Here is a 23,691-nt window from a genome sequence, read left to right on the forward strand (position 1 = left end):
ATTATTGAAAGCTTGAAACAGGCATGGCATTTAATCGCTCTAAATCTGCCAAAGTGTCTACCCCTGGTGGTAGATTGGCTTCGGCAATAGCAATGGCGATTCGATGACCATTTTCTAGAACACGCAATTGTTCAAGGCTTTCAAGTTTTTCCAATGTACCTTGTTCCCAAGTTACATATTCCTGCAACAGACTCACACGATAAGCATATAAACCTAAATGACGGTAAGCATTTGCATGTAATTGTTGGGTATTATGTTGTACAGAATCACGATCATAGGGAATTGTAGCGCGACTAAAATAAAGCGCTTCGTTATGTTTAGACATGACCACTTTAACAATGCTATTGCGTTGAAATTCTTCTAAAAGATGAATTGGTTCGCACAAAGTCGACATGGAGCAATGAGATTTTTCCACCAATAATTGACTTACCTGTTGTACTAATTTAGCAGGTAGCAAAGGTTCATCACCTTGAACATTGACAATAATATCATCACTCGCCCATCCTTTCATTCGTGCAACTTCACTTAAACGATCCGTACCAGAAGGATGTTCCTGACTGGTCATCACCACATCAATATCTTCTGCACGACAAATATTGGCAATACGTTCATCATCAGTTGCCACACACAAATCATCAAAACCCTTTACTTTTTTTGCCTGATCAACAACTCTTAAAATCATGGCACGACCATGAATTTCCAAAAGCGGCTTACCTGGTAAACGTGAACTAGCAAAACGAGCAGGAATGACAATATGTTTCATTTAAATTTCCTGAGACAAAGAAATATCCAATTGTTGTAATTGAGTGTCAAGTAACTGATAGCAAGCTTCAGAGAGAACAGCCTCTACAGGTACCACCCAAATTTCAGTAGAAAAATCGGGATGTTGCTTGAGTAAAGGTAAAATTTTCACTGCATCTTTTTCGGTGGTAATAATTGAATTTTGATCATCAAACTGTAAGTCTTCAATTTCATAATCATGATGATCAGGAAATTCGTGACACTGAAATTCCTTAATACCTATCGATTCAAGTGTTTTATAAAAACGCTGTGGAAAACCTATACCAACAACGGCGTAAAACTCATCATATTGATTAAACAACCGAGAAGTATTGCCTGTTGGGTTTAATAAATAGGGCTGACCCGCTTGAAGATGCATATTCAATATCGAATGCGACTGTAAGCCATGTTCAATAACAGTTCCCGTTTCTAAACGCGACTTAGGTTCACGCAAATAACCTTCGGGTAATAATTTTTCATTACCCAAACCACGATTTAAATCCAGTACAATCCATTCAATTTGCCGATCCAGTGCCCAATGCTGCAAGCCATCATCACTGATAATCAGATCGAGTTGATGCTGACTTAAAAGCAACTCAATGGCGGCTTTGCGATCGGGGCCAACAACCATTGGTACAGCCGTGGACTGAACAATCAAACACGGTTCATCACCAACTTCATCGGGCATTGAGTCTAAAGTTACCAATGCAGGAAACGGCCCCTGACCTCCATAACCACGACTGATCACACCAACTTTGAGCTGCCGATGCATTAAGTATTTGATGAGTTGAATCAATAACGGTGTTTTACCACTCCCTCCCACCGTAATATTTCCAATCACCATCACAGGTACGGGAGCCGTATAAACTGATTTAATTCCAGACTGATACAACTGATGATTAAAACTTGCACCAACCCGATATAAACAAGACAAAGGGCGCAACAAAACTAGCCATTTCGCTTGTTTGTTCCACGCATCCTGAATCATCTGGGCAAGAGACATGCAGCTTATTCCTCAAAATTACGCTGATGCAATTGGTAGTACGCACCTTGTTTGGCAAGCAGTTCTAAATGTGTACCCTGCTCAACAATTTGACCTTTATCCATGACCACAATTCGATCTGCATTTTCAATCGTTGATAAACGATGGGCTATCACAATAGTTGTACGATCTTGCTGCATTGCCTGATCAAAAGCTTTTTGAATGAAATGCTCAGACTCATTGTCCAGCGCGCTAGTCGCTTCATCCAAAATTAAAATCGGGGCATCTTTTAAAATTGCACGTGCAATCGCGATACGTTGACGTTGACCACCTGATAAATTCAACCCTTGAGCGCCAAGAACAGTGTCATAACCTTGCGGTAAGTTCATAATAAAATCATGTGCATAAGCTGCTTTTGCAGCAGCGATAATATCTTCTTCTTTTGCACCTTCAAGCTGTCCATACGCAATATTTTCACGTACAGTACGATTAAACAGGACAACTTGCTGATTGACCATAGCCACCTGACGACGTAAAGTCGGCAAGTCGATATCTTCAATTTTGATGTCATCTAAATAAATACGACCACGGCTAACTTCCTGAAAACGCACAAGTAAATTCACTAAAGAAGTTTTTCCTGCCCCTGAGCGTCCAACTAAAGCAATTGTTTCACCTGATTTAATGCTCAAAGTGAAATCCTGTATCGCATGAACATCTGATTTATAGACTAAATCAACGTGATCAAAATAAATATTACCTTTTAATTCAGGTTTCAGTGTTCCTGTATTTTCTTCTTCAGGTAGATCCAACAATTCAAAAACGGAATACGCAGCAGCAATACCACGCTGTAGTTTCTCATTCACATCCGTTAAATTTTTGACTGGTTTTGCCAACAAGCCCGCAGCCGTAATATAGGCAACAAACTCACCCGCTGTTGTATTCCCAAAAATTTGTGGACGAAGCGCTAACCAAACAATCAAACTTAAAGCAAAAGCCATCACCAGTTGTACCAATGGTGAATTCATATTCTGCACAACTATCATTTTCAAACCACGCTTTAAGTTTTCCTTAGAAGACTTATAAAAACGTAGTTGTTCAGAGGCCTCACCGTTGAAGGTCTTAACGACAGAATTCCCATTAATACTTTCTTGGACCACATGGTTCACATCACCCATCGTATTTTGCACTTGGATGGAAAGTTTACGCATCCGTTTAGAAGCTTTACGAACCAATAGACCAATTAAAGGCATAAAGACTAAAATACACAAAGTTAAACGCCAGTTGGAATAAAAAAGATAACCCAACAAACCAATAGTAATAAAACCTTCTTTAACAATCGTGGTTAAAGATTCCGATGATGCAGCTGTCAGCTGTTCAACGTTATACATAATCTTGGCAGTAATATGTCCAGATGAATTATCCAGATAATATTGTGAAGGTAAGCACAATAGTTTTGCATAGACATCCTGACGGATGCTAAAAATCAGACTTCTCGAAATGACTGCAGTAAAGTAACTCCCCATAAAGAGGCCAAGACCACGAAAGAAAACCAATAAAACAATCAGTACTGGAAACCAATCAAGATTTTCCCGACTCCCTTCCTGAATCGCATCAATGATATATTTTAATAACTTTGCAACTGAAACTTCAGTTGCAGCATTAATACCAAAACCAAGCAAGACTAATAATGCGATGCCCCAATAGGGTTTTAAATAGGATAGAAGACGAAGATAAACCTTAAAATCTTGATTCACTCAGTAAAACCTCTAGAAGGAACTTTTGTACTAATGTTAATGTTAACAAAGCCAAGCTGACCTGCTACATCCATCACACGAATTACATCTTGATGCGTCGCTTTAGCATCGGCAGCAATAACAAACATCAAATCACGACGGTCATGTGCAGCTTGCTTAATTGCACTACTTAAATCAGAACTATTTTGACTCGCAATAGCTTGACCATTGACAAGATAATGCCCAGTAGAGTCTACCATGACCTCGATTTTTTGATCGTATTGTTTTGGTGGGACCCCCTGTGCATCAGGAAGTGTTAAATTAATTCGACTATTTTGTGCAAATGTCGTAGAAAGCAATAAAAACACCAAGATAAATAATAAACAGTCAATCATGGGTGTCAGGTTGATATGAATATCTTCGACTTGCGGGCGTTTAAATTTCATAATGTCCCGCCCTAGCCTACACGACGTTGCTCAAATGCATTTTGATGCTGTGACTTGAAAAAAAGTGCCGCATGAAACAGAGTGGCTTGCTGTTCTAGCTCTGCGATGTACTCATGCACAAGCCGCTGAAAGTAGCGATATGCGATTAAAGCAGGAATCGCAATCAACATCCCCACTGCTGTGGTAATCAGCGCTTTGGAAATACCTGGGATCATTAAAGTTGGACTACCACTCGATCCAATATCAATGACTAAAAACGATTCAATAATCCCGACTACAGTTCCCAAAAGTCCAAGTAAAGGTGCAACCGCACTCATCGTTCCCAGAAAATTAATATTACGTTCTAAATATCCAATTTCCTGAGACGCCGTAACTTCCATTTGAGCTTTAGCAAATTGCTCGCCCATCGTTTGATTATCCAGACCAGCTTTTAAAATTCGTCCTAGAGGGCTTTTTTGCAGTTGTTGATTTTGTTGCAATTGCTCAACAACCTGATCAACTGAATGAGAACTTGTGGCTACCAATACATTTGGTAAAACTGCTGCGCGTTTAAGACGAACAAAACGTTCAATACTAATCGCAACCGTAAAAATAGAACATAGAATAAGGGGCAGCATCAACCAGCCCCCCGCTTTAACCAATTCCCACATGCCGATCTTCCCCAATCACTACAAAATTTTAAAATGTCAGCATAGACTAATCGGTTAAGCAAATATTTAAAATACCATCTAACTCATCGAGTGAGTGATAGTGAATGACGAGTTTGCCTTTTCCTTGTTTATTGTGATCGATTTTCACATTTGCACCAAATCGCTCAGAAAGTTTTTGTGTCAATTGTTCAATATCAGGTGAAATTGTGGCTTTGGCTTTATCTTGTTTTGGCTCATTCCACTCACGCACCAGTTGTTCTGTTTGGCGTACAGAAAGGCTTTTTTCAATCACAATTTTAGCAACTGCAATCTGGTCTTTTGTCTTGAGTGCCAAAATCGCACGGGCATGCCCCATGTCCAATTGGCTTTCCTGCATCAAATCTTTGATTGCATCATCCAGACTGAGTAAGCGTAATAAATTACTGACCGTAGTACGCGCCTTACCCACTGTATCTGCAATTTCCTGATGACTTAAACCAAATTCATCATGGAAACGTTGTAATGCTAACGCCTGATCAATCGGGTTCAAATCTTGACGTTGAATATTTTCAATTAAAGCCAGTGCAATTGCGACCTGATCATTAAGATCGCGGACAATCGCAGGAATTTCTTTTAAACCCGCTAATTGTGCTGCACGCCAACGACGTTCACCCGCAATGATTTCATAAGAATACTGTTCATCATCAATTGGACGAATCACAATCGGCTGCATCACACCATGTTTTTCAATCGATGATGCCAGTTCTTTTAAATCCTGCTCTTGTATAAAACGGCGCGGTTGATATTCACCACGTTTCAACAGATTAACATCAATCTGTTTCAACTGTCCGTGATCAATTTCCTGTGCTTCTAATTGTAACTTTTCTTTTTGAATGGAACCCAGAAGCGCATCTAAGCCACGACCTTTTGCCAATCCTCGTTTTTTTGTGGTCATGCCTTACTTCCTTTTTTCACTTTACTCTTTTTCAACATTTCGGCAGCTAGATTTAAATAAGCCACTGCACCTTTTGAACTTTTCTCAAAATAAATAATCGGTAAACCATGCGCAGGTGCTTCAGCAAGACGAACATTTCGTGGAACGACCGTATCGTAAAGTTTTTTGCCAAAAAACTGTTCTAATTCAGCAGAAACATCGCGGGTTAACGCATTACGCGCATCGTACATAGTACGTAATACACCAATAATTTGCAGATCGGGATTCAGGGCTTGCTGAATACGATCAATGGTCTGAGTTAAGTCAGCCAGACCTTCTAATGCATAATATTCACATTGCATCGGAATCATAACCCCATCTACAGCAGCCAGTGCATTGACGGTAATCAGACTCAGACTAGGTGCGCAATCGATGATGATATAATCAAAAGAATCACGAACACTTTCCAGTGCTTTTTTTAGAATAAATTCGCGTCCATCCTGATCTGCAATTGCGAGCTCTACCCCCGAAAGTTCACGGTTTGAACCGAGTACCTTATAGCCCACTTCAGACTTTGTGATTGCAGTTTCAACAGGAACCTCACCCAGCAGTACATCGGTAATAGAGTACAATAAATCGTTTTTTTGTACACCAGAGCCCATCGTGGCATTGCCCTGTGAATCCATATCGACCAGAAGTACACGTTTTTTTAACACAGCCAATGAGGCAGCCAGATTTACGGCTGTCGTGGTTTTCCCCACGCCACCTTTTTGATTGGCTATTGCAATAATCTGAGCCATAGTTACCCCAACTTAAGATTGTTTTTGTTCAAGTAAAAGCAAATGACGTTGTTCATCTAGACGTGGTACTTGCAACTCAATCACCTGACACGAAAATTCATTTTTCAATTGCTGCATTTCTTCGTTTGGAACTAAACCTTTCATCGCTGCAATAATGCTGTTTGGATGCATATAAGGACGAGCAGCAGCCACAAAATCACTTAGAGAAGCAAATGCACGACTGGTGATCACATCGAACTGACCTAATTCACCAATTGATTCTTCATTTTCCACACGAGTCTGTACAGCAATCACATTTTTTAATTTTAAATCTGCAATAAACTGTTTTAAAAATCGAATCTTTTTACCATTTGAATCTAACAACACACAAGAGCGCTCAGGTTGGCATAATGCGATGATCATACCTGGCATACCACCACCCGTACCGACATCAAGCAAACGCCCCGCAGGCAAGTCTTTAAGAATGCTGAGACTATCTAGCAAATGCTTCACTAGCATTTCTTTGGGATCACGTATCGCAGTCAGATTATAGGCTTTGTTCCAGAGCACCAATGCATCTTGATATTTCAACAACAGATTCAAAGCTTCATCATTCAGGTTTAATCCCAGTGCCTGACTACCCTGTTTTAATTCGTGGAAAAAAGGATGCATATCCGTGGAACATCTCTAAAAAGTTAGTTGCAGTATACCTATTTCTATACTCAAAAATAGTGGTCAACGATTAGCGTTTACCCAGTTAAATCTACAAAGATGCTTTAATTTGTTGATCTAGCTCATTTAATCGTTCAGGCGTACCCACATCGACCCACACTCCCTGCATTTTTTCAGCACTGACTTGACCATCAAGCATCGCTTGTTTCAATAATGGCGCTAAAGGTCGCTTACCTTGCTCCAAATTTTCAAATAACTTCGGTGATAAAACAGCCACACCACTATAAGTTAAAGCTTCTCCATTCTGCCCTTGGTCAAAAGTATAGGCTTTGTGGTTTAACAAAATAAAGTCACCTTGCGGATGTTGCGCTGGATTTGGAACAAAGACCAGATGCGCTAAGTTATCAACCAATTTAATATTCAAAAGAGGTGAAAAGTCCATCGTTGTCCAGACATCACCATTAACCAAAATAAAAGGTTCATCGCCCAAAAGTGGCAAAGCATTGATAATACCACCCGCTGTTTCCAAACCTTCGCCTTCATGTGACCACAAAATCTTGACACCCAACAGCGCACCATCGCCCAAAGCGTCAACCAGTTTATCGGCCAACCATGCTGTATTGATGACAATCTCAGTCACACCGATGCTTTTTAATTTTTCGATATGCCAAACAATGAGAGGTTTTCCACCAACTGACAATAGCGGTTTAGGAGTATGCAAAGTCAATGGACGCATACGATTACCCAGACCTGCGGCTAAAATCATGGCTTTCATTAAGCTGCCACCTCATAGACGCCATATTTTTCAACAAACTTAGGCATGACTGTTTGATGTATGAACTGCATAAATGGTTCAAGTTCTGGATAAGCTTTACTTTCTTCCAGCAAATACCACATGACACGTGGTAAATCTTTGAGATAACCCGATTTTCCATCTCGTTCAAATAAACGGACGAAAATACCCAGAATTTTGATATGACGTTGAATTGCCATAAAGTCAGCTTCTTTTTTAAATTGCTCAAAGCTACGACTTGCTTTTGATTCTTCTGGCAATAGATCATAAAAAAGCTGGAACCAACGATAAACCCGATCAGCATTCCACTGTACATAGGCATCTCGAGTAATAGAGATGAGATCATAGGTATCCGCACCAATCACCGCATCCTGAAAATCAATCACGCCAAGTTGTTCTTCACCCTCAATTTTCATCAGATTGCGACTATGAAAATCTCGATGAACAATCACTTGAGGTTGCGCAAGCGCTGTATTTGCTAATAAGTCAAAAGTTTGATCGATAATTTTTTGCTGTTCTGGAGTTGGATCAATATTTAATGACGGTAACATCCAGTCAGTCAGAAGCTTCATTTCAGTCATTAACTTTTCATAAGAATAAGTTGGAAAATGATCTTGACCCTGAATCGACTGCAACTGAATCAATTGCTTAAAACTTTGTAAATAGTAATGATCAACCGTAATATTATTCAATAAAGTCGACAACAATACATCACCAAAGTCTTCAAGCAACAAGAAGCCTTGCTCTAAATCTTTGGCAATAATATGCGGCACACGCACACCATATTGATCAAAAAATTCGTCAATCGTCACAAATGGGCCACAATCTTCTTTTTCAGGTGGCGCATCCATCAACATATAGGTATTATTTTGGATAATGACGCGTGCATAGCGTCTAAAACTCGCATCTCCAGCTAAAAAGTGAACCTGAAAATTTTCAGTATTCAAAGCCGAGGCAATCCATGATTGTATCAATTGTTCACGTTGTGTATTCATTTGCAATAAAATCTAAAACTAGCTGAGATTTTGAAGTCATAAGTGTAGCCACTTATAAACTTTTTCTCTATGATGCGACAATAATTAATTGCGAATTAGCATACTTGGTTAATGAAACAATGAAGCATCAGTTTAAATTTAATCCTTTAGCGACCGCTATTTTGACATTTTTATGTGGCGGCTCCATACAATCAAGTTATGCTGAGTCGGATAATGCGGCTTCTAGCATCGATTACAAACAGCTTAAGGAAAGCATTCAAAAAGCCTATCCTGGTCAGGAGTTTTTTGAACAATATTATGTAGATAAATCTGCTCCTGAAGCTCAGATTAGAGATACAAAATCATTAAGCTCCGCTTTTTGTAAAGGAGCTTGGATTACGCCAATTAGTCCAACCACTCAGGCTGTCGATCCCGCGAAAGCAACTTCTGTAGTGACTGCGGACTATGGGCATTACAATCCGAAAGGTGATTCTGAATTAAGTGGCAATGTGGTTATTGATCAGGAAGGTCGATCGATTCGCGCCGACAAAGTCACCATTGATCAGACCCAAACCTATGCTGACGCCGAAGGTCACGTACAATTGGCGCAAGGCGGTCTGCTTTCTCAGAGTGACAAGATCAATTACAATTTAAAGACACAAACAGGTGATTTAAATAATAGTTTCTATATTTCTGAGGAACAACATGCGCATGGTCATGCACAGCAGATCAATCGTACGTCACCAACGACGATGATTTTGAAGAATGCGACCTATACCACTTGCCCTCCTGAAGAAAAGCCAACGTGGCAGATTAAAGCCAAAGAGATCAAACTAGATCAGGACAGTGGTCGCGGCGTAACTAAAGGTACAAAGCTTTATGTAAAAGATGTGCCTGTATTAGCAGTACCTTATTTCAACTTTCCAATTGATGACCGCAGAACCACAGGAATTTTAAATCCAACATTTGGTTTCTCAAATGATGGCGGTTTCCAGCTTGCTGTTCCTGTCTATCTAAATCTGGCCCCTAACTACGATGCAACTGTAACCCCACGTTATTATGCAGATCGCGGAACCATGCTCGAAGGTCAGTTCAGATATATGACCGAAAATTTTGGTGAAGGTAAAATTTCTGGTGCATATCTTCCTGATGATAAAAAATACAATGATCAGGATCGTAAAGATTTAAAATTTTTACATAATTGGGATATCAATGATTTTTGGTCAACCAATCTTGAATATAGTTACGCCTCAGATAAAGACTTTACCGCAGACTTAAACTCAAGCCCTGATTCAAAAACAGACTTGAACTTACGTCGTGCGTGGGTACTCAACTACAAAGACCAAATCCCTGGTCTAAAAGCTCAATTAAAAGTTGAAGACTTCCAAACACTAGACAAAACCGTATCCGATATCGATCGGCCTTATGCACGTCTCCCGCAGTTTTTCTTGAATTATGTCACAGGCAACCCTTTAGGTTTACAGTATGAGTTTAATAACGATACTGCCTACTTCAAAAAAGACATTAGTGATACGACCAATTATAGTACTCAGCCAAGTGGTACACGTATCTATAACCAATTGGCGGCACGTTATAACTTTAGAAACACCTATGCTTTTGCAATTCCTGAAGTTTCAGTACGTAGCATTAATACATTTTATGATGAAAACACGATCAATGCCCTTTATCCTGAAGGTGGAGCAACATCAAACGATAAAAACAAATCGGTGGTTGTGCCACAATTTAGTCTAGATACAGGTTTAACCTTTGAAAAAGATGGGAAATATCTGCAAACCATTACGCCTCGTGCATTTTATGCTTATGCACCGTATAAAAATCAGACAGATTATCCAAACTTTGACACCACCACAGCTTCGATTAACTATGATCAGTTATTCAACCCCTATCGTTTTTATGGACATGACCGTTTAGAAGACAACAATTTCATGTCTTTGGGTGTGAGCTATAGTTTGTTTGATCCAGCAGGCTTAGAACGTCTGCGTGCCAGTATTGGACAAAGCTATTATTTTGAAGATAGACGGGTCACTTTAGTCAACAACGATGAAATTGATACAGAAAAAAATACTGGCCCTGTCGTGAGTTTATCTAGCCAACTTTCACAGCACTTTACCATTGGTGCGAACTCAGCTTGGATGTCAAACGGGACGAATTCACAACGCGATTTTCAAATGTACTACACAGGCGACAAAGGAAATCTGTATAACTTAGGCTATTTCTATCGTAAAGATATTCCAGATCGCCAAAATACTTATGATCAGGTTGTTGCATCCTTTATACAACCCATCCATAACAACTGGCGTATTATGGGCCATGTTCAATACGACCTTGATAATAGTGTCGCACGTGAATATTTACTTGGCGTAAATTATGAATCATGCTGTTGGGGCGTTTCAGTCTATGGTCGCTCTTACTACAATGACCTTGATAATCCAAACGATCCGAATGTGAATGTGAAAAAAGCAGTCATGGTCGAACTTACGCTAAAAGGCTTAGGCGGTGTAAATAATAAACTCGCCTCTATTATGGAAAATCGAGTTTTAGGCTTTAAAGAAACTAATCAATCTTGGACACAACGTTAATGAAGACAAAGTATTTAAAACAGCTATTTAAAGCAACTGCCCTCGCAGCGGTTGTTTCTTCATCAATGCAAAGTTTTGCTGCAACTCCTTCTGATGAAGTAATTGCAATTGTGGACAATAGTGTCATTTTAAAAAGCGATTTAGAACAAGGTGTTGCCGAAGCCGCACATCAACTACAAGCACAAAAAAAACAAGTTCCACCAGATCAGTATTTACAGTTACAAGTTTTAGACCAACTTATTTTACGTGAAGCTCAACTCGAGCAAGTGAAACGCTATGGCATCAAACCAGATGAAAAAGCGTTGAATGAAGCTGTACTCAAAGTTGCCAACCAGTCAGGTAGTAAATCACTGGAAGCTTTCCAACAAAAACTTGATGCAATGGCACCAGGTACTTATGCAGCATTACGTGATCGTATTGGTGAAGATCTAGCGATTAGTCGCTTACGTCAGCAACAAGTCATGTCACGTATTAAAATTAGCGATCAAGACGTTGCCAACTTTTTAAAGTCGCCTCAAGGGCAAGCAATGCTAGGCAGTCAGGTACACGTCTTACATGCTCGCATTTCTAGTGCTAATGCAGATCCTCAGCAACTCAATCAGGTCGCACAAGAAGTTAAAACCGCTTTAAATAGCAGCGATGATATTGCAAGTATTGGCAAGACTTATTCAACCAAAGATATCAAGGTTGAAGGTGCTGATATGGGTTATCGTGACTTAGCCGATATTCCTGCAGAACTAGCAGCGCGTGTAAGCGCATTACAAACAGGTCAAACCACCGAATTAATTAATGTACGTGATGGAATTCATGTATTAAAACTACTTGACCGTAAAACAAGCGACCAGAAAGCGATGGTTGAGCAATATAAAACTCGCCACATCTTAATTCAACCTTCTGAAGTCGTGAGCCCTGAAAATGCCAAACAAATGATCACGAGCCTGTACAACCGTCTAAAAGCGGGTGAGGATTTTGCAACTTTAGCAGCAACCTTTTCCAATGATCCAGGTTCTGCTCGTGATGGCGGTAGTCTAGGTTGGGTAACACCAGGAATGATGGTTCCTGAGTTTGATGAAAAAATGAAGAATACGCCTGTCGGTCAGATTAGCGAACCTTTCCAGACCCAATTCGGTTGGCATATCTTGCAAGTACAAGATACTCGCAAACAAGATATGACACATGAGTACCAAGAACGTATGGCTCGTCAAATTTTAGGTGAGCGTCAATTTGATACAGAAGTTGATAGCTGGTTACGTGAAGTACGCTCTAATGCTTATGTCGAAATTAAAGACCCAAATCTAGATAAAAAAGCACTACAAGAGCAAAATAAAGCCAAATCATAAATTATCATTTTATAAAAATAGCTCACAAGTGTGAGCTATTTTTTTTGCTCAACCGAATTGAACTCGCTCATTTATTACGATAAAAAAAAGCCCCGATCATCATCAGGGCTTCTCTATTAGACAATCAATTAACGATTATTTTCGTCTTCTTGATTATCTTCAAATTTTGTCTCACCATCAAAACCTGATGATTGACCACCAAAGCCACCGCCTTGACCACCAAAGCCACCCTGACCACCAAAGCCGCCGCCCTGACCACCAAAGCCACCCTGACCACCAAAGCCGCCGCCCTGACCGCCAAAGCCACCGCCTTGACCGCCAAAACCACCTTGACCGCCAAAACCACCACCTTGACCGCCACCAAAGCCACCACCCTGACCGCCACCAAAGCCGCCGCCTTGACCACCACCAAAGCCACCACCTTGACCACCTGTTGCAGGAGCTCCAGCTGGACGTGGATTACGAGCAGGCACAACTGTAGAAATTGCGTGCTTATAAACCATTTGGCTTACTGTGTTTTTTAACAGGACAACGTATTGGTCAAAAGATTCAATATGACCTTGTAGCTTGATACCGTTCACAAGGAAAATAGAAACAGGAATACGCTCTTTACGGAGAGAATTTAAGAACGGATCTTGTAAAGTTTGACCTTTAGACATGTTATAACTCCAAAAAAAATTAAAAATCAGCGCAAAAAACCATCTTTAGTTTTCAATTAAAAATTATAAAAAAGACAGTATGTAAATTTTGCTTTATCCATAAGAGTTTCGCAAGTCTTCTTGAGCTTGCTTTATCGTTAAATACGTTTTAAAACAGTGTGTTTCTTGCAAAGAACGTAACCAAGTATATTGACGTTTTGCAAGTTGTCGTGTTGAAAACAATGCTTTATCTTCCATCTCCATCTTGTTTTTGTGATTTTTGTCACTTTTTTTAAGAAAATCGAGTGCTTGACGATAACCTACGCATCGCATTGAAGGTAAATCCTCAGAAATATCGTATTTTTCAATCAAGCATTCGACTTCATTTAAAAAACCAATATCCCACATTTTGCGCAATCTTTGTTCGATACGCACATGTAATTCTACTCGATCTGGTAGCAATGCATAATTATGAAAAGTGTAGCGATATGGTAAATTCTTAGGTTGCTCTGCTTGTAGCTGAGTAATAGGCTTACCTGTAATTTTAAAAACTTCAAGTGCGCGGATGATTCTTTGTTTATCCGATACCTTGAATTTCTCTCCTGCTAATGGATCCACTTTAACCAATTCTTCATAAACAGCTTGCCAACCAGACTCATCTGCTTTTTGTTGTATTTCTGCTCTGACCTGTGCATCTGCATTGGGTAAATGATCTGAAAGCCCTTCAAGCAATGCTTTAAAATACATCATTGTTCCCCCGACTAAAATCGGGGTCTTTCCACGCGCATGAATTTCATCGATTAGCGCACTTGCATCTTCGACAAACTGCGCAGCAGAATACACTTCTAAAGGTGAAATAATATCAATCAAATGATGTGGGAAATACACTTGTTCTTCTTTAGTCGGCTTGGCTGTACCAATATCCATATCTTGATAAATAAGCGCTGAATCTACTGAAATAATTTCAAAATTTCCACGCTCATATAAATCACATGCCAGCGCAGTCTTTCCGCTTGCAGTCGGCCCCATAAGGTTAATTACAGGCAAGTTTGATGACATTTAAGATTATTCTCCGCGGGCAAAAAGTTTATCGAGCTGACTCAGTGGGAAAGCTCGCCATGTTGGACGACCATGATTACATTGACTGGCAAATTCAGTTTGTTCCATCTGACGTAGTAATGCATTCATTTCTGAAAGGCTCAACATTCTGTGCGCACGTACTGCACCATGACACGCCATGCCTGCCAAAATGTGATCACGCTTTTGCATAAGCGCTTGAGCTTCATCATTTGGATCCAAATCATGTAATAATTCTGGAATCAGCTTTTCAAAATCAGCTTTTTGTAAAATAGCTGGAACACCCCGAACGATCACTTGCTCATCGCCATATTGATCAATTTCAAGCCCTAATCGAGCCAATTGAATTTTTAAATCCTCAATACGAGTGGCTTGCATCCGACTAATCGAAATGATTTTTGGAATTAGAAGCTGCTGAGATGTCCAAAATTCTGGTTTATCCCAAGCACTTTTCATCTGTTGTAGCAATATACGTTCATGCGCCGCATGCATATCAACAATAATCAGTCCTTCTGTATTTTGTGCGAGTATATAAATGCCGTGTAACTGTGCAATCGCAATACCTAAAGGGAACTCATCGATAGATGAAGAACTGATCGATGCATCATAATTCGTATTCGCATTTTCCCGAAGTGGTGACAAATAGGTTTTAAGCGCGTTATTGAGTTGCGTTGAACCGTTATAGTGACTTTGTGGTGAATATTGAACATTCTGCGGACGGCTCGCATTAAAATCCGTCAGTAACTCCGTAGAAAGCTCTGATGTTGTTTCAGACTGATCTGATACGAGTGGCGACGTATCCAAATTTTTATGTAAAGCAAATTGTTCCTGATAGCGCGGTTGAATCACTGGAGCGGTCATCTGCTGGTCGACTTTCATCGCCTGTGCTAAATCTGTAGTCGCCGTTTGAAATTGCGCTAGTGTTTCTTTGGCATAATGCCTTACAAACTCATGTACTTCACGTTGATTAAGAAAACGGATTTCATGCTTGGTTGGATGTACATTAACGTCAATTTGCTCAGGATCGACTTCTAAAAAGAGTAAGTAACCTGCGTGTTGATGCCCATGTAAAATACCGTCATATGCCATACGCAGCGCATGAGAAATGGTTTTATCTTTTACGATACGACCATTTACATAAACATATTGTAAATCGGCTTGTGCCCTTGCATCAGATGGGTGCCCCAACCAACCTGACAAGCGCATATTGATGCTTTCACTATCAAGCCAATAGGCATTATGAGTAAATTGTTGTCCTAATAATTGCTGCACACGCTGAAAACGCAAAGCACCACTATCAGCAATTGGTAGATTCAGACGAATTTGATCATTATGTTCAAGAACAAAACGAATATCAAAATGTGTTAATGCCAAGCGACGTACAATTTCTTCAATATGTCCAAATTCAGTACCAGGTTTTTTTAAAAATTTTCGCCGTGCTGGTACGTTAAAAAATAAATCCTGAACTCGAATATGTGTGCCTTTTTGTGCTGCAACAGCCTGAACTTGCTGATGTTCAAAAGCCGTACCATTGACTTCAACCTGATAGCCAATACCATCTTCATTTTGACTACTGACTACAGTTAACCGGGAAACTGCGGCAATCGAAGCCAACGCTTCTCCACGAAACCCCAAACTCACAATCGCATGCAAATCTTCAGCAGTCTGGATTTTACTGGTGGCATGGCGCATGACTGCAAGTGGCAAATCATCTGGGTGAATGCCATCGCCATTATCAATGATTTCAATGAGTGTTGCCCCACCTTGCGCGACACGAATGATCAGCGTTGTTGCACCAGCATCAATCGAATTTTCCAGAAGCTCTTTCACGACTGATGAGGGACGTTCAATCACTTCTCCCGCAGCAATCTGATTGGCTAAAGCTGGATTTAAAGCATGAATACGGCGCAAGCTGATTGCATCACTCATGATTGCAGTTGTTCCTTTAAAGCAAGGTAAATATGTTCATCATTTAAAGACAATGTTACAAGCCGCTGAAGATCATCCTCTGATTTTTCAATATTGATCACAATATCTGCCTGAGGAATTTCATCACCACCTTTAGAGGGCCATTCAAAAAGAAATAAGGCATTAGGCACTTCCAGATAATCACGAATGCCCATCAGTTCTAATTCATAAGGATCATTTAAACGATACAGATCGAAATGGAAAACTTCTTTTTGATGTATTTTATAAGGTTCAACCAAGGTATAAGTTGGACTTTTGACTGCACCTTGATGTCCCATATGTTGCAAAAGATAGCGCGTAAAAGTGGTTTTACCCGCCCCTAGATCACCCATCAAATAAATCACACCAGATTGCACATGTTTTGCTAAATATTGTGCAAATTGCTGAGTATCATCTTCACTATTTAACTGTAAGGATAAGGAATATTGCATAGCACACACGACAAGAATCGAAGAACGGAATATGATAACATTTTCATGCTTTAAAAGCCTACGCTAGGCAGACATCTGTTTTATTTTAAAGCAAGCCTTTATACACTTTTATTTTTATCACATTTCATGAACAAAATTGATTTTACGCCGCCCATGCTCAATGGTGTAAGTGCTAGTAAGGTGTTTTTACCCGCAGATAAAGATCACCTTATCCAGACGGTCTTTGAACATCTTTGCAAACACTTTCCGCATATTTTTGAACAAGAATGGCAACAACGATTTGACGATGGTCTGGTCTATGATGCAACTGGAAAAACGCTTAGGATCGATAGCCCATATCAATCCAATACCCATATTTTCTATTATCGCTTTTTGGCTCAGGAAACACATGTTCCGTTTCAGCACCAAATTTTATTTGAAAATGAACATTTACTGATTGCCGATAAACCTCATTTTTTGACCATGAGTCCTACTGGACAATATGTACAAGAAACTTTATTGGTACGGCTAAAAAAACAGACAGGAATTGAAGAATTAAGTCCGATTCACCGACTAGATCGAGAAACAGCAGGAATTGTTCTATTTAGTAAAAAAGCTGAAGTTAGACACGCCTATCAAGCGCTTTTTGCAAAACGACAAGTTCAAAAAACTTACCATGCAATTGCGGCTTATAATCCAGAATTATATTTCCCCCAAACTCTTAATCTCTGTATTGAAAAAGGACAACCTTTTTATACTATGCAGATTAATTCTTGCGGTGAGCCCAATAGCGAAACTTTGATTGAATGTCTAGAACACAATAAAACATGGGCAAAATATCAGTTAAAACCCCATACTGGTAAACAGCATCAGCTCCGAGTTCATCTAAATTATTTAGGTATCCCGATTCAGAATGATCCTTTTTATCCCACTGTTCAGCGAAAAAAACAGGATGATTTTTCTGCGCCATTACAACTTTTAGCCAAGCGTATTGAGTTTACAGATCCGCTTAATCATCAAAATATAAGTATCGAATCTGCATTTGATTTGAGTTTGTCATACCAAAGTAATGACAAATGAACGATTTTTTATGTGCAAAATATTGAAATTACAATTTCTTGGTTTACAATGAATTTTTTAAAATTAAAAAATCATTCGGTTATTATTCATGCGAAAAACAGAAGTCTATCAGGTTCGCCTTGACTCACAAGAAAAGAAACAGGCCTTTGCTGTTTTTAAACAACTGGGGATTACACCTGCTCAAGCGGTTCGTCTATTCTTTAAACAAGTGGTACTGACCAAATCTATCCCCTTTGCCATTGAAAACCAAAATATCAATATGGAACAGTTACTCAAACTACGCAAAATGAAATCTGGCTCCGCTCAGATTACTCATAATGGAGCGGACACTGAACTGGACGATGATGCATTTTTTGAAGAGCTAAATGCGCTGTTAGGTGAAAGTGATCAACTTTAAACTTCAATTCTCATTTATAAATATAAACAAGTTTTAACGTTCTTCTTTAAATTTTTTCGTTATGCTCTCCATGTTTAGGATAATTAATAAAATATATGGAGAAAGCAGATGATTGTAAGAAGAGCAACATTGGAAGATTTAAATCAGCTTGCGGTGTTATTTGATGAATATCGTCAGTTTTATGGCGCTTCATCCAATCTTAAACAATCTTATAATTTTCTAAAACAACGCTTCGAAAATAAAGAAAGTGTGATTTTTATTCATATCAAAGACGATGTTTTTACAGGTTTCGTCTTACTTTATCTGGGTTTTTCTTCTGTTGCATGTTCGAATTATTATATTTTAGACGATGTGTATGTTACGCCAGTTTATCGTCGTCAGGGATCTGCCAGACAACTCATCGATACTGCAATATTATTTGCACGACATGAAAGTGCACTAAGGATTAGTCTAGAAACTCAGAAAACCAATGTAGAATCTCAACGACTTTATGAGTCAATGGGATTTATTCAGGATGATGCATTTCTTACCTATCACTGTTTTCTTAAATAATTTCACTGTGAATTTGATTGTTGTGCTGCCTGAATTTGCGCTTTATTTAAATAAATCCACTCCCCTAATTCAAGCTCAGGCAAATCCAATTCACCAATTTGCTGACGATGCAGTGCTTGAACTTTATTTCCTACTGCAGCAAGCATACGTTTAACCTGATGATAAACACCCTGATGAATCGTTAAACTGACTTGATATTCATTTAATAGATGAACATCTGTCGCAGCAAAAATTCCTTTTTCGTTATGTAACTCAACTCCATTTTCTAGCGCGATTAATTGTTCCTGAGAAATCGGGTCGAGTGTCGTGACATGATAAATCTTTGGCACATGGCGTTTGGGGTGTGTCAACGCATGTAAAAATTGACCATCATCAGTCAGTAATAATAGCCCTGTTGTATCTTGATCTAAGCGTCCAACCGCAGCAAGTCCGCGTTCACGTAAGAGATCTGGAAATAAATTAAAAACACTTTGGTGATGCTGTGGTTGATGTGAACATTCAAAACCTTGGGGTTTATTCAGCGCAATATACACTTTTTCGCGATAAGTATAATCTTGAGCATAAACTGAAAAGTTCAAATCTTCTAATTTGACATGATGTTTAATATCAGTCTGGACTTCACCCTGAATTTTAATTGCTCCGTTTTTAATCAGTTGCTGGCAATGTTTACGAGAACCAAAACCTTGTGACTGCAACATTTTTTCCAACAGCATAACAACATCCCAAATAAGCGATGCTATAGTTTAACTGATTTTATAAATTTAATGAGTCGAAATAGTCAGAATTAGACAGATATAGCGTAATTACACAAAAATTTAAATTTTAAGCTTTGCTTAAATCAACAAGATTTAAGGGGCAATACAAATGTAAAATCTGAATAGTTCGACAAACTTATTAATCAATTTCAAACTTGCATGAATTTCATCCACCAAACTCTTAAAGCGTATTACAATCAATTTTTCTACCAAAAATTTAAAATATTATGATTTCAAAGTAATGACCTTTATATATAAGTTTCATCATTTATTTTTTCTTATATAATTTATATTCTATGAACTTAAATTAAACCTCTCTCATAAATATAATACAAATAAGCGGATTACTTATTTGTATTATATGCTAGCTAATTAACTTATACTTTAAAAAAAATTGATAACTCTAAAAATTAACCATTAGGATATTTTTGATTAATTAATTGGGTTCGGAGAATACCCATTCGTGTTGAAAGATTAGTTAAGATATATAAATCTCTCCTCCGATTTTGTACTGGTAAAGCATCGATATCATAATCTAATGGCATCACAATTCCTTTGGGTATTGCTGCATTCATTCCATAAATTTTAGATATATCAATAGCTAAAGATTGTTGATCTGCATGAGTAAAGATCGCAACTTTACCTAATCCAATAGCTGAGTTTGCTTTCTTAACAATCATATCTGCCACTTGATCAATACTTGCTGTAATGACTCCATTTGTATTGATAGTTGGATTACCTACTGAAATGACTTTATTGCTCTCTAGATGATACTTTGACTTTAAGATAGAGGCCACTTCCCATTGTGCGTAAATTAATACTGGAGTCATTTGATAAAACACATACACCGCATCGGCAATTTGCTCATTAATAGGTCCAAGCTCTGGCATTGTATTACCATTCAATGCTGGGCGATATCCAAAGCTGTAAGCTACAATCGTATTAATTGTATTTAGATCGAAAGTAGCAGTATCCCAATTAAATAATGTCTTAAACAGATGCTGAGTCTGTGTATTTGCCAAAGTGGCCTCATTCAATTCAGTCGTTAATTTACCTAACATTTGTCGCTTTAATTCAGCGTCTGATGCAGCCAAAGTTGAAGCGGTCGCAAAAACCGAGGAACCAATTGTGTACAAGCCTACAATAGAGGGAGCTAAGGTAAGAAAACGTCGACGTGTTAACATTATAAGATTTCCTAAAGTAAGGTATTAGCCCTGAGGGTATGCTTGCTTGGTTAATAGCATTGTTTTGCTATAAAGCTGTGCATATATATCGTGAATGAGGTACAGATCGCGACTGCGTGTCCAAGGTTGCCCAGACTGTTCATCATAGATAACTGGCAAAGAAACTTCTTGGACTACGGCTGCATTTATTCCACGTAATTGTGAAGTCAAGATACATCGTTTAGCGTGATCTCTATGACCTACAATAGCAGCATTACCTAATACAGCTGCTCCTCCAGAAATTTTAATAATTGTATTGGCGACATCATCAGTGCTGAGATAGATAATGGTTCCATCAGACGCGATGATTGGCTCAATAGAAGTTAACACATCTTCACCTAAATGATATTTAGATGTTAAAAAACGAGCAATTTCCCATTGAGCATAAATTTTGACAGGCTTTAATTTATAGATACTATAAATTGTATCCGCAAGTGCTTCATTCATTGGGCCAGGATCAGGCATTGCTGCTTGATTTCCACCATTACTAGAAGTATTTCCACTTTGTTGATTAGGACGATTACCAAAAGCATAACCAATGATACTATTGATTTTATTGGCTTTAATTTGTGGTAACTGCCAGTTGAAGCAACAGTCAAGTATGATGGGAGAGACAATACTTGCAATGTTTGCATCGCCTAACTGTATATTCATTTTAGCTGTAATTTGAGTTAGTAAATTTGAGTCATTTATTGGCTCTTGATTACTTATTTCTTGCTGCTGGTCATTATCATTGCAACCACTTAATAAAGTTCCTGCAACCAATGCAGTACCTACAGCTAGAAATTTTCTACGATTACTATCGGGAAATTCACTCATTATCTAATCCTAGATATGTTTAAGTTTAAAAAAAATTTTAATAATTTAATATCATGAAATTTTTGGATTTTAATTTGAATTAATGACAATAAAGTTAAATTTATTATTTTTTTAAAATATTTTTTAATATTAATAAAAATTAAATATATTTTATTTTCTGCCTACTTTCAGATTTAATAAAGCAATGGTTTTGATATGAAAAAAATTTATTGGGCAACCTTATTTTATCTGCTTGTACAACACAAGTTTTTGCAATAAATATATTATTAGTTAGCAATGATGGTCTAACTAGTAATATTAAAGCTTTATAAGACGAGTTAAAGTGTGACTACTCATACTTCCACTGACACCAAGATTTTAGCATAACTTTTCTTTTAATCACCCCTGATATTAATGCAAATACTTTTACTCAACTCATACCAGCACCCTATGTGAGACTAATCTAATTTATACTTACTTAAGCTATATGAAGCAAATGGCGCTTGCGATTATCAAATAACCAAAAAGAAAAATGATCTTTTTCAACCATTGGTAAAATAAAAAAACGTTATACACTACACCACTCCCCAATACACACTTTTATTGCCATGATCATGTCCCAGCTTGATGTCAACCTATTGGTTTTACTCGTTTTACTGGCTTGTGGCATTTTCAGTCAAAATGCGGCAGTCACGATTGCTGCTGGTGTATTGATCTTTTTCAAACTTACCCCTTTGAATCAATTTTTTCCTTATTTACAACAACATGGTTTAAATATTGGCATTATTATTTTGACCATTGGTGTTCTTACTCCGATCGCCAGTGGCAAATTAAGTGGTGATACAATTCTTAAATCATTCATGAGTTACAAATCCATTTTAGCCATTGCAGTTGGTCTATTAGTTGCTTGGTTAGGCGGACGTGGAGTTAAGCTCATGAGCAATCAACCCGATGTAGTGGCGGGTTTATTGATTGGTACAGTGGCTGGTGTCGCGGTACTCAGAGGAGTCCCTGTCGGGCCACTGATTGCAGCAGGAATTCTATCTTTACTGATAGGTTCTCAATAATTCTCCCATCAAAATTATTTTCGGACTATTTTTTTGATCTTTTAGACAGATACATTTGCTGATCTGCATATTCTAGTAATTGTTCAACTGTATCTGCATGGGTTGGATAAATCGCAACTCCTGTGCTGGCTCGAATGCTTAAATTTTTATTTTCAAACATAAATACTTGTTCACAAATGTCATTGATTCGATCAACCACATTTAAACTCAACTTCGGATCAACCAACTGAGTGAGAATGATTGCAAACTCATCTCCTCCAATACGAGCAAGATGATCTTGAACACGAATCACCATTTTTAATCTTTGCGCAAACTCTTTTAAAGCTGCGTCGCCTACTCGATGTCCATATTGGTCATTAATCACTTTTAACCCATCCATATCAATCATTAATAAAGCAAAGTAATTCTGAGTGGACTGAGTCGAAGCCAGACATCTTCTAAAATGATCCAAAAATTGACTTCTGTTGGACAGCTCGGTAAGCACATCTTGCGTTGCCATACGATACAATTCTTGCGTACCAAATCGTGTCGCATGATACATAGCTGCTGCGATAAGTTCAGACATTAATTCAAGTAGTTGCAAATCACCCGTTTCAAATGCTGCAATTTTTTTGGAATATATTTTTAATACACCTAATGGCTCATCACAATGAATAAGCGGAACCACCGCCATTGAACGAAGTCCAACATAACGACAAGCGATGACATCAACCCTGGAATCTAGCTCAGTATCAGTGCTATATAAAATTTGTTTTTTTTCAATACATAAGCCAGAAAGACTATTTTTAATTTTTATGCGATGCCCAAGTAAATTTAAGTCACTATCAGACACCGCATGAACGACCATTTCATCCGCTTCCAAAAGTTCAATAATAGCGCCATCTGCCTCAATAATGGTTTTTGATTGTTGAGCAACAACCATCATCACTGCGCTTAAATCCAGCCCCAGTTTTACAATAGCAGTCTGTGTCTTAATGACTGAAAGCAATTGTTGGACTGTCGGTTGATAATTACCAGACATTCAAACCCCTAAACCATACTTAAAACATAATTAATTTTTAACT

General features: G+C 38.4%; 24 protein-coding genes and 1 pseudogene. 7 read left to right on the plus strand and 18 right to left on the minus strand.

Annotation, left to right across the window (positions count from 1 at the left end; genetic code table 11):
- Nucleotide 1 precedes the first annotated feature (1 nt).
- From kdsB to A7A69_RS10780, 10 genes are all read right to left on the minus strand, one after another.
- A complete protein-coding gene (gene kdsB / locus A7A69_RS10735; protein WP_152877475.1) occupies nucleotides 2–763 on the minus strand; it encodes a 3-deoxy-manno-octulosonate cytidylyltransferase in 762 nt (253 codons plus the stop codon).
- Nucleotides 764–1,783, minus strand: a complete 1,020-nt coding sequence (lpxK, locus tag A7A69_RS10740) for a tetraacyldisaccharide 4'-kinase (RefSeq protein WP_152877477.1) — start codon at nucleotides 1,781–1,783, stop codon at nucleotides 764–766. It lies immediately after the preceding gene.
- Between the two features lie 5 nt (nucleotides 1,784–1,788).
- A complete protein-coding gene (msbA, locus tag A7A69_RS10745; RefSeq protein WP_151980268.1) occupies nucleotides 1,789–3,516 on the minus strand; it encodes a lipid A export permease/ATP-binding protein MsbA in 1,728 nt (575 codons plus the stop codon).
- A complete protein-coding gene (locus A7A69_RS10750) occupies nucleotides 3,513–3,941 on the minus strand; it encodes an ExbD/TolR family protein (RefSeq protein WP_120368959.1) in 429 nt (142 codons plus the stop codon). Before A7A69_RS10750 ends, msbA begins: the two co-directional genes overlap by 4 nt.
- Before the next feature lie 11 nt (nucleotides 3,942–3,952).
- Entirely contained in the window at nucleotides 3,953–4,591 is a 639-nt protein-coding gene (locus A7A69_RS10755) for a MotA/TolQ/ExbB proton channel family protein (protein ID WP_120368958.1), read from the minus strand.
- A 46-nt stretch (nucleotides 4,592–4,637) separates the two neighbouring features.
- Complete coding sequence (locus A7A69_RS10760; protein ID WP_152877479.1) at nucleotides 4,638–5,525, minus strand: ParB/RepB/Spo0J family partition protein; 888 nt, start codon at nucleotides 5,523–5,525, stop codon at nucleotides 4,638–4,640.
- Nucleotides 5,522–6,304 (minus strand): ParA family protein, encoded by a 783-nt coding sequence (locus A7A69_RS10765; protein ID WP_120368956.1) that lies wholly within the window; start codon nucleotides 6,302–6,304, stop codon nucleotides 5,522–5,524. The genes A7A69_RS10760 and A7A69_RS10765 overlap by 4 nt, the downstream gene beginning before the upstream one ends.
- Nucleotides 6,305–6,316: 12 nt before the next feature.
- The gene (gene rsmG, locus A7A69_RS10770; protein WP_152877481.1) at nucleotides 6,317–6,955 is read right to left on the minus strand and encodes a 16S rRNA (guanine(527)-N(7))-methyltransferase RsmG; all 639 of its coding nucleotides are present in this window, start codon (nucleotides 6,953–6,955) and stop codon (nucleotides 6,317–6,319) included.
- 91 nt (nucleotides 6,956–7,046) lie between these two features.
- Nucleotides 7,047–7,730: an N-acetylmuramate alpha-1-phosphate uridylyltransferase MurU gene (murU, locus tag A7A69_RS10775; RefSeq protein WP_152877482.1), complete on the minus strand. Its 684-nt coding sequence runs from the start codon at nucleotides 7,728–7,730 to the stop codon at nucleotides 7,047–7,049.
- A complete protein-coding gene (locus A7A69_RS10780; protein ID WP_120368953.1) occupies nucleotides 7,730–8,743 on the minus strand; it encodes an aminoglycoside phosphotransferase family protein in 1,014 nt (337 codons plus the stop codon). Before A7A69_RS10780 ends, murU begins: the two co-directional genes overlap by 1 nt.
- 119 nt (nucleotides 8,744–8,862) lie before the next feature.
- Here A7A69_RS10780 and A7A69_RS10785 point away from each other — a divergent pair, with 119 nt between their 5' ends.
- Complete coding sequence (locus tag A7A69_RS10785) at nucleotides 8,863–11,322, plus strand: LPS-assembly protein LptD (protein ID WP_152877484.1); 2,460 nt, start codon at nucleotides 8,863–8,865, stop codon at nucleotides 11,320–11,322.
- Nucleotides 11,322–12,662 carry a peptidylprolyl isomerase gene (locus tag A7A69_RS10790; protein WP_120368951.1) on the plus strand — a complete coding sequence of 447 codons (1,341 nt, stop codon included), beginning with the start codon at nucleotides 11,322–11,324 and terminating at the stop codon, nucleotides 12,660–12,662. Before A7A69_RS10785 ends, A7A69_RS10790 begins: the two co-directional genes overlap by 1 nt.
- Nucleotides 12,663–12,790: 128 nt before the next feature.
- Here A7A69_RS10790 and hfq read toward each other — a convergent pair whose 3' ends face one another.
- The 4 genes from hfq to tsaE form a co-directional block, all read right to left on the minus strand.
- Nucleotides 12,791–13,321, minus strand: coding sequence for an RNA chaperone Hfq (gene hfq, locus A7A69_RS10795; protein WP_120368950.1), 531 nt, complete (start codon nucleotides 13,319–13,321; stop codon nucleotides 12,791–12,793).
- 93 nt (nucleotides 13,322–13,414) lie between these two features.
- A complete protein-coding gene (gene miaA, locus A7A69_RS10800; RefSeq protein WP_152877486.1) occupies nucleotides 13,415–14,359 on the minus strand; it encodes a tRNA (adenosine(37)-N6)-dimethylallyltransferase MiaA in 945 nt (314 codons plus the stop codon).
- A 6-nt stretch (nucleotides 14,360–14,365) separates the two neighbouring features.
- The gene (gene mutL / locus A7A69_RS10805) at nucleotides 14,366–16,306 is read right to left on the minus strand and encodes a DNA mismatch repair endonuclease MutL (protein WP_152877488.1); all 1,941 of its coding nucleotides are present in this window, start codon (nucleotides 16,304–16,306) and stop codon (nucleotides 14,366–14,368) included.
- Nucleotides 16,303–16,776 (minus strand): tRNA (adenosine(37)-N6)-threonylcarbamoyltransferase complex ATPase subunit type 1 TsaE, encoded by a 474-nt coding sequence (gene tsaE / locus A7A69_RS10810; RefSeq protein WP_152877497.1) that lies wholly within the window; start codon nucleotides 16,774–16,776, stop codon nucleotides 16,303–16,305. Before tsaE ends, mutL begins: the two co-directional genes overlap by 4 nt.
- Before the next feature lie 126 nt (nucleotides 16,777–16,902).
- Here tsaE and A7A69_RS10815 point away from each other — a divergent pair, with 126 nt between their 5' ends.
- The 3 genes from A7A69_RS10815 (at nucleotide 16,903) to A7A69_RS10825 (ending at nucleotide 18,784) form a co-directional block, all read left to right on the plus strand.
- Entirely contained in the window at nucleotides 16,903–17,835 is a 933-nt protein-coding gene (locus A7A69_RS10815; protein WP_206669010.1) for an RluA family pseudouridine synthase, read from the plus strand.
- Between the two features lie 88 nt (nucleotides 17,836–17,923).
- On the plus strand, nucleotides 17,924–18,232 hold the full coding sequence (locus A7A69_RS10820) for a type II toxin-antitoxin system RelB/DinJ family antitoxin (protein ID WP_152877499.1): 309 nt from the start codon (nucleotides 17,924–17,926) through the stop codon (nucleotides 18,230–18,232).
- Nucleotides 18,233–18,340: 108 nt separating this feature from the next.
- Complete coding sequence (locus A7A69_RS10825; protein ID WP_120368945.1) at nucleotides 18,341–18,784, plus strand: GNAT family N-acetyltransferase; 444 nt, start codon at nucleotides 18,341–18,343, stop codon at nucleotides 18,782–18,784.
- 2 nt (nucleotides 18,785–18,786) lie between these two features.
- Here the strand turns inward: A7A69_RS10825 and A7A69_RS10830 are convergent, their stop codons facing one another.
- From A7A69_RS10830 to A7A69_RS10840, 3 genes are all read right to left on the minus strand, one after another.
- The gene (locus tag A7A69_RS10830; protein ID WP_152877501.1) at nucleotides 18,787–19,497 is read right to left on the minus strand and encodes a pseudouridine synthase; all 711 of its coding nucleotides are present in this window, start codon (nucleotides 19,495–19,497) and stop codon (nucleotides 18,787–18,789) included.
- A gap of 452 nt (nucleotides 19,498–19,949) precedes the next feature.
- Nucleotides 19,950–20,723, minus strand: coding sequence for a hypothetical protein (locus A7A69_RS10835; protein WP_151980257.1), 774 nt, complete (start codon nucleotides 20,721–20,723; stop codon nucleotides 19,950–19,952).
- Nucleotides 20,724–20,747: 24 nt separating this feature from the next.
- Nucleotides 20,748–21,581, minus strand: a complete 834-nt coding sequence (locus tag A7A69_RS10840; protein ID WP_152877503.1) for a hypothetical protein — start codon at nucleotides 21,579–21,581, stop codon at nucleotides 20,748–20,750.
- A 209-nt stretch (nucleotides 21,582–21,790) separates the two neighbouring features.
- On the opposite strand from A7A69_RS10840, the pseudogene A7A69_RS10845 reads away from it, so the two are divergent.
- Together A7A69_RS10845 and A7A69_RS10850 are read left to right on the plus strand one after the other, a co-directional pair.
- Nucleotides 21,791–21,889: pseudogene (locus A7A69_RS10845) on the plus strand (5'/3'-nucleotidase SurE); the annotation flags it as partial.
- 282 nt (nucleotides 21,890–22,171) lie between these two features.
- A complete protein-coding gene (locus A7A69_RS10850) occupies nucleotides 22,172–22,627 on the plus strand; it encodes a DUF441 domain-containing protein (RefSeq protein WP_171406702.1) in 456 nt (151 codons plus the stop codon).
- A gap of 25 nt (nucleotides 22,628–22,652) precedes the next feature.
- Here A7A69_RS10850 and A7A69_RS10855 read toward each other — a convergent pair whose 3' ends face one another.
- Nucleotides 22,653–23,648, minus strand: a complete 996-nt coding sequence (locus tag A7A69_RS10855; protein WP_152877505.1) for a sensor domain-containing diguanylate cyclase — start codon at nucleotides 23,646–23,648, stop codon at nucleotides 22,653–22,655.
- Between the last annotated feature and the right edge of the window lie 43 nt (nucleotides 23,649–23,691).

Source organism: Acinetobacter guerrae (assembly GCF_009372255.1).
GTDB lineage: Bacteria > Pseudomonadota > Gammaproteobacteria > Pseudomonadales > Moraxellaceae > Acinetobacter > Acinetobacter guerrae.

Excerpts from the sequence above, each read along its gene's own strand:
- A7A69_RS10785 (WP_152877484.1), top strand. The coding sequence starts at position 8,863 with ATGAAGCATCAGTTTAAATTTAATCCTTTAGCGACCGCTATTTTGACA.
- A7A69_RS10830 (WP_152877501.1), bottom strand. The coding sequence starts at position 19,497 with ATGCTGTTGGAAAAAATGTTGCAGTCACAAGGTTTTGGTTCTCGTAAA.
- rsmG (WP_152877481.1), bottom strand. The coding sequence starts at position 6,955 with ATGCATCCTTTTTTCCACGAATTAAAACAGGGTAGTCAGGCACTGGGA.
- lpxK (WP_152877477.1), bottom strand. The coding sequence starts at position 1,783 with ATGTCTCTTGCCCAGATGATTCAGGATGCGTGGAACAAACAAGCGAAA.
- tsaE (WP_152877497.1), bottom strand. The coding sequence starts at position 16,776 with ATGCAATATTCCTTATCCTTACAGTTAAATAGTGAAGATGATACTCAG.
- A7A69_RS10790 (WP_120368951.1), top strand. The coding sequence starts at position 11,322 with ATGAAGACAAAGTATTTAAAACAGCTATTTAAAGCAACTGCCCTCGCA.
- A7A69_RS10855 (WP_152877505.1), bottom strand. The coding sequence starts at position 23,648 with ATGTCTGGTAATTATCAACCGACAGTCCAACAATTGCTTTCAGTCATT.
- A7A69_RS10820 (WP_152877499.1), top strand. The coding sequence starts at position 17,924 with ATGCGAAAAACAGAAGTCTATCAGGTTCGCCTTGACTCACAAGAAAAG.
- hfq (WP_120368950.1), bottom strand. The coding sequence starts at position 13,321 with ATGTCTAAAGGTCAAACTTTACAAGATCCGTTCTTAAATTCTCTCCGT.
- A7A69_RS10780 (WP_120368953.1), bottom strand. The coding sequence starts at position 8,743 with ATGAATACACAACGTGAACAATTGATACAATCATGGATTGCCTCGGCT.
- kdsB (WP_152877475.1), bottom strand. The coding sequence starts at position 763 with ATGAAACATATTGTCATTCCTGCTCGTTTTGCTAGTTCACGTTTACCA.
- miaA (WP_152877486.1), bottom strand. The coding sequence starts at position 14,359 with ATGTCATCAAACTTGCCTGTAATTAACCTTATGGGGCCGACTGCAAGC.
- A7A69_RS10765 (WP_120368956.1), bottom strand. The coding sequence starts at position 6,304 with ATGGCTCAGATTATTGCAATAGCCAATCAAAAAGGTGGCGTGGGGAAA.
- mutL (WP_152877488.1), bottom strand. The coding sequence starts at position 16,306 with ATGAGTGATGCAATCAGCTTGCGCCGTATTCATGCTTTAAATCCAGCT.
- murU (WP_152877482.1), bottom strand. The coding sequence starts at position 7,730 with ATGAAAGCCATGATTTTAGCCGCAGGTCTGGGTAATCGTATGCGTCCA.
- A7A69_RS10750 (WP_120368959.1), bottom strand. The coding sequence starts at position 3,941 with ATGAAATTTAAACGCCCGCAAGTCGAAGATATTCATATCAACCTGACA.
- A7A69_RS10840 (WP_152877503.1), bottom strand. The coding sequence starts at position 21,581 with ATGAGTGAATTTCCCGATAGTAATCGTAGAAAATTTCTAGCTGTAGGT.
- A7A69_RS10815 (WP_206669010.1), top strand. The coding sequence starts at position 16,903 with ATGAACAAAATTGATTTTACGCCGCCCATGCTCAATGGTGTAAGTGCT.
- A7A69_RS10835 (WP_151980257.1), bottom strand. The coding sequence starts at position 20,723 with ATGTTAACACGTCGACGTTTTCTTACCTTAGCTCCCTCTATTGTAGGC.
- A7A69_RS10825 (WP_120368945.1), top strand. The coding sequence starts at position 18,341 with ATGATTGTAAGAAGAGCAACATTGGAAGATTTAAATCAGCTTGCGGTG.
- A7A69_RS10755 (WP_120368958.1), bottom strand. The coding sequence starts at position 4,591 with ATGTGGGAATTGGTTAAAGCGGGGGGCTGGTTGATGCTGCCCCTTATT.
- A7A69_RS10760 (WP_152877479.1), bottom strand. The coding sequence starts at position 5,525 with ATGACCACAAAAAAACGAGGATTGGCAAAAGGTCGTGGCTTAGATGCG.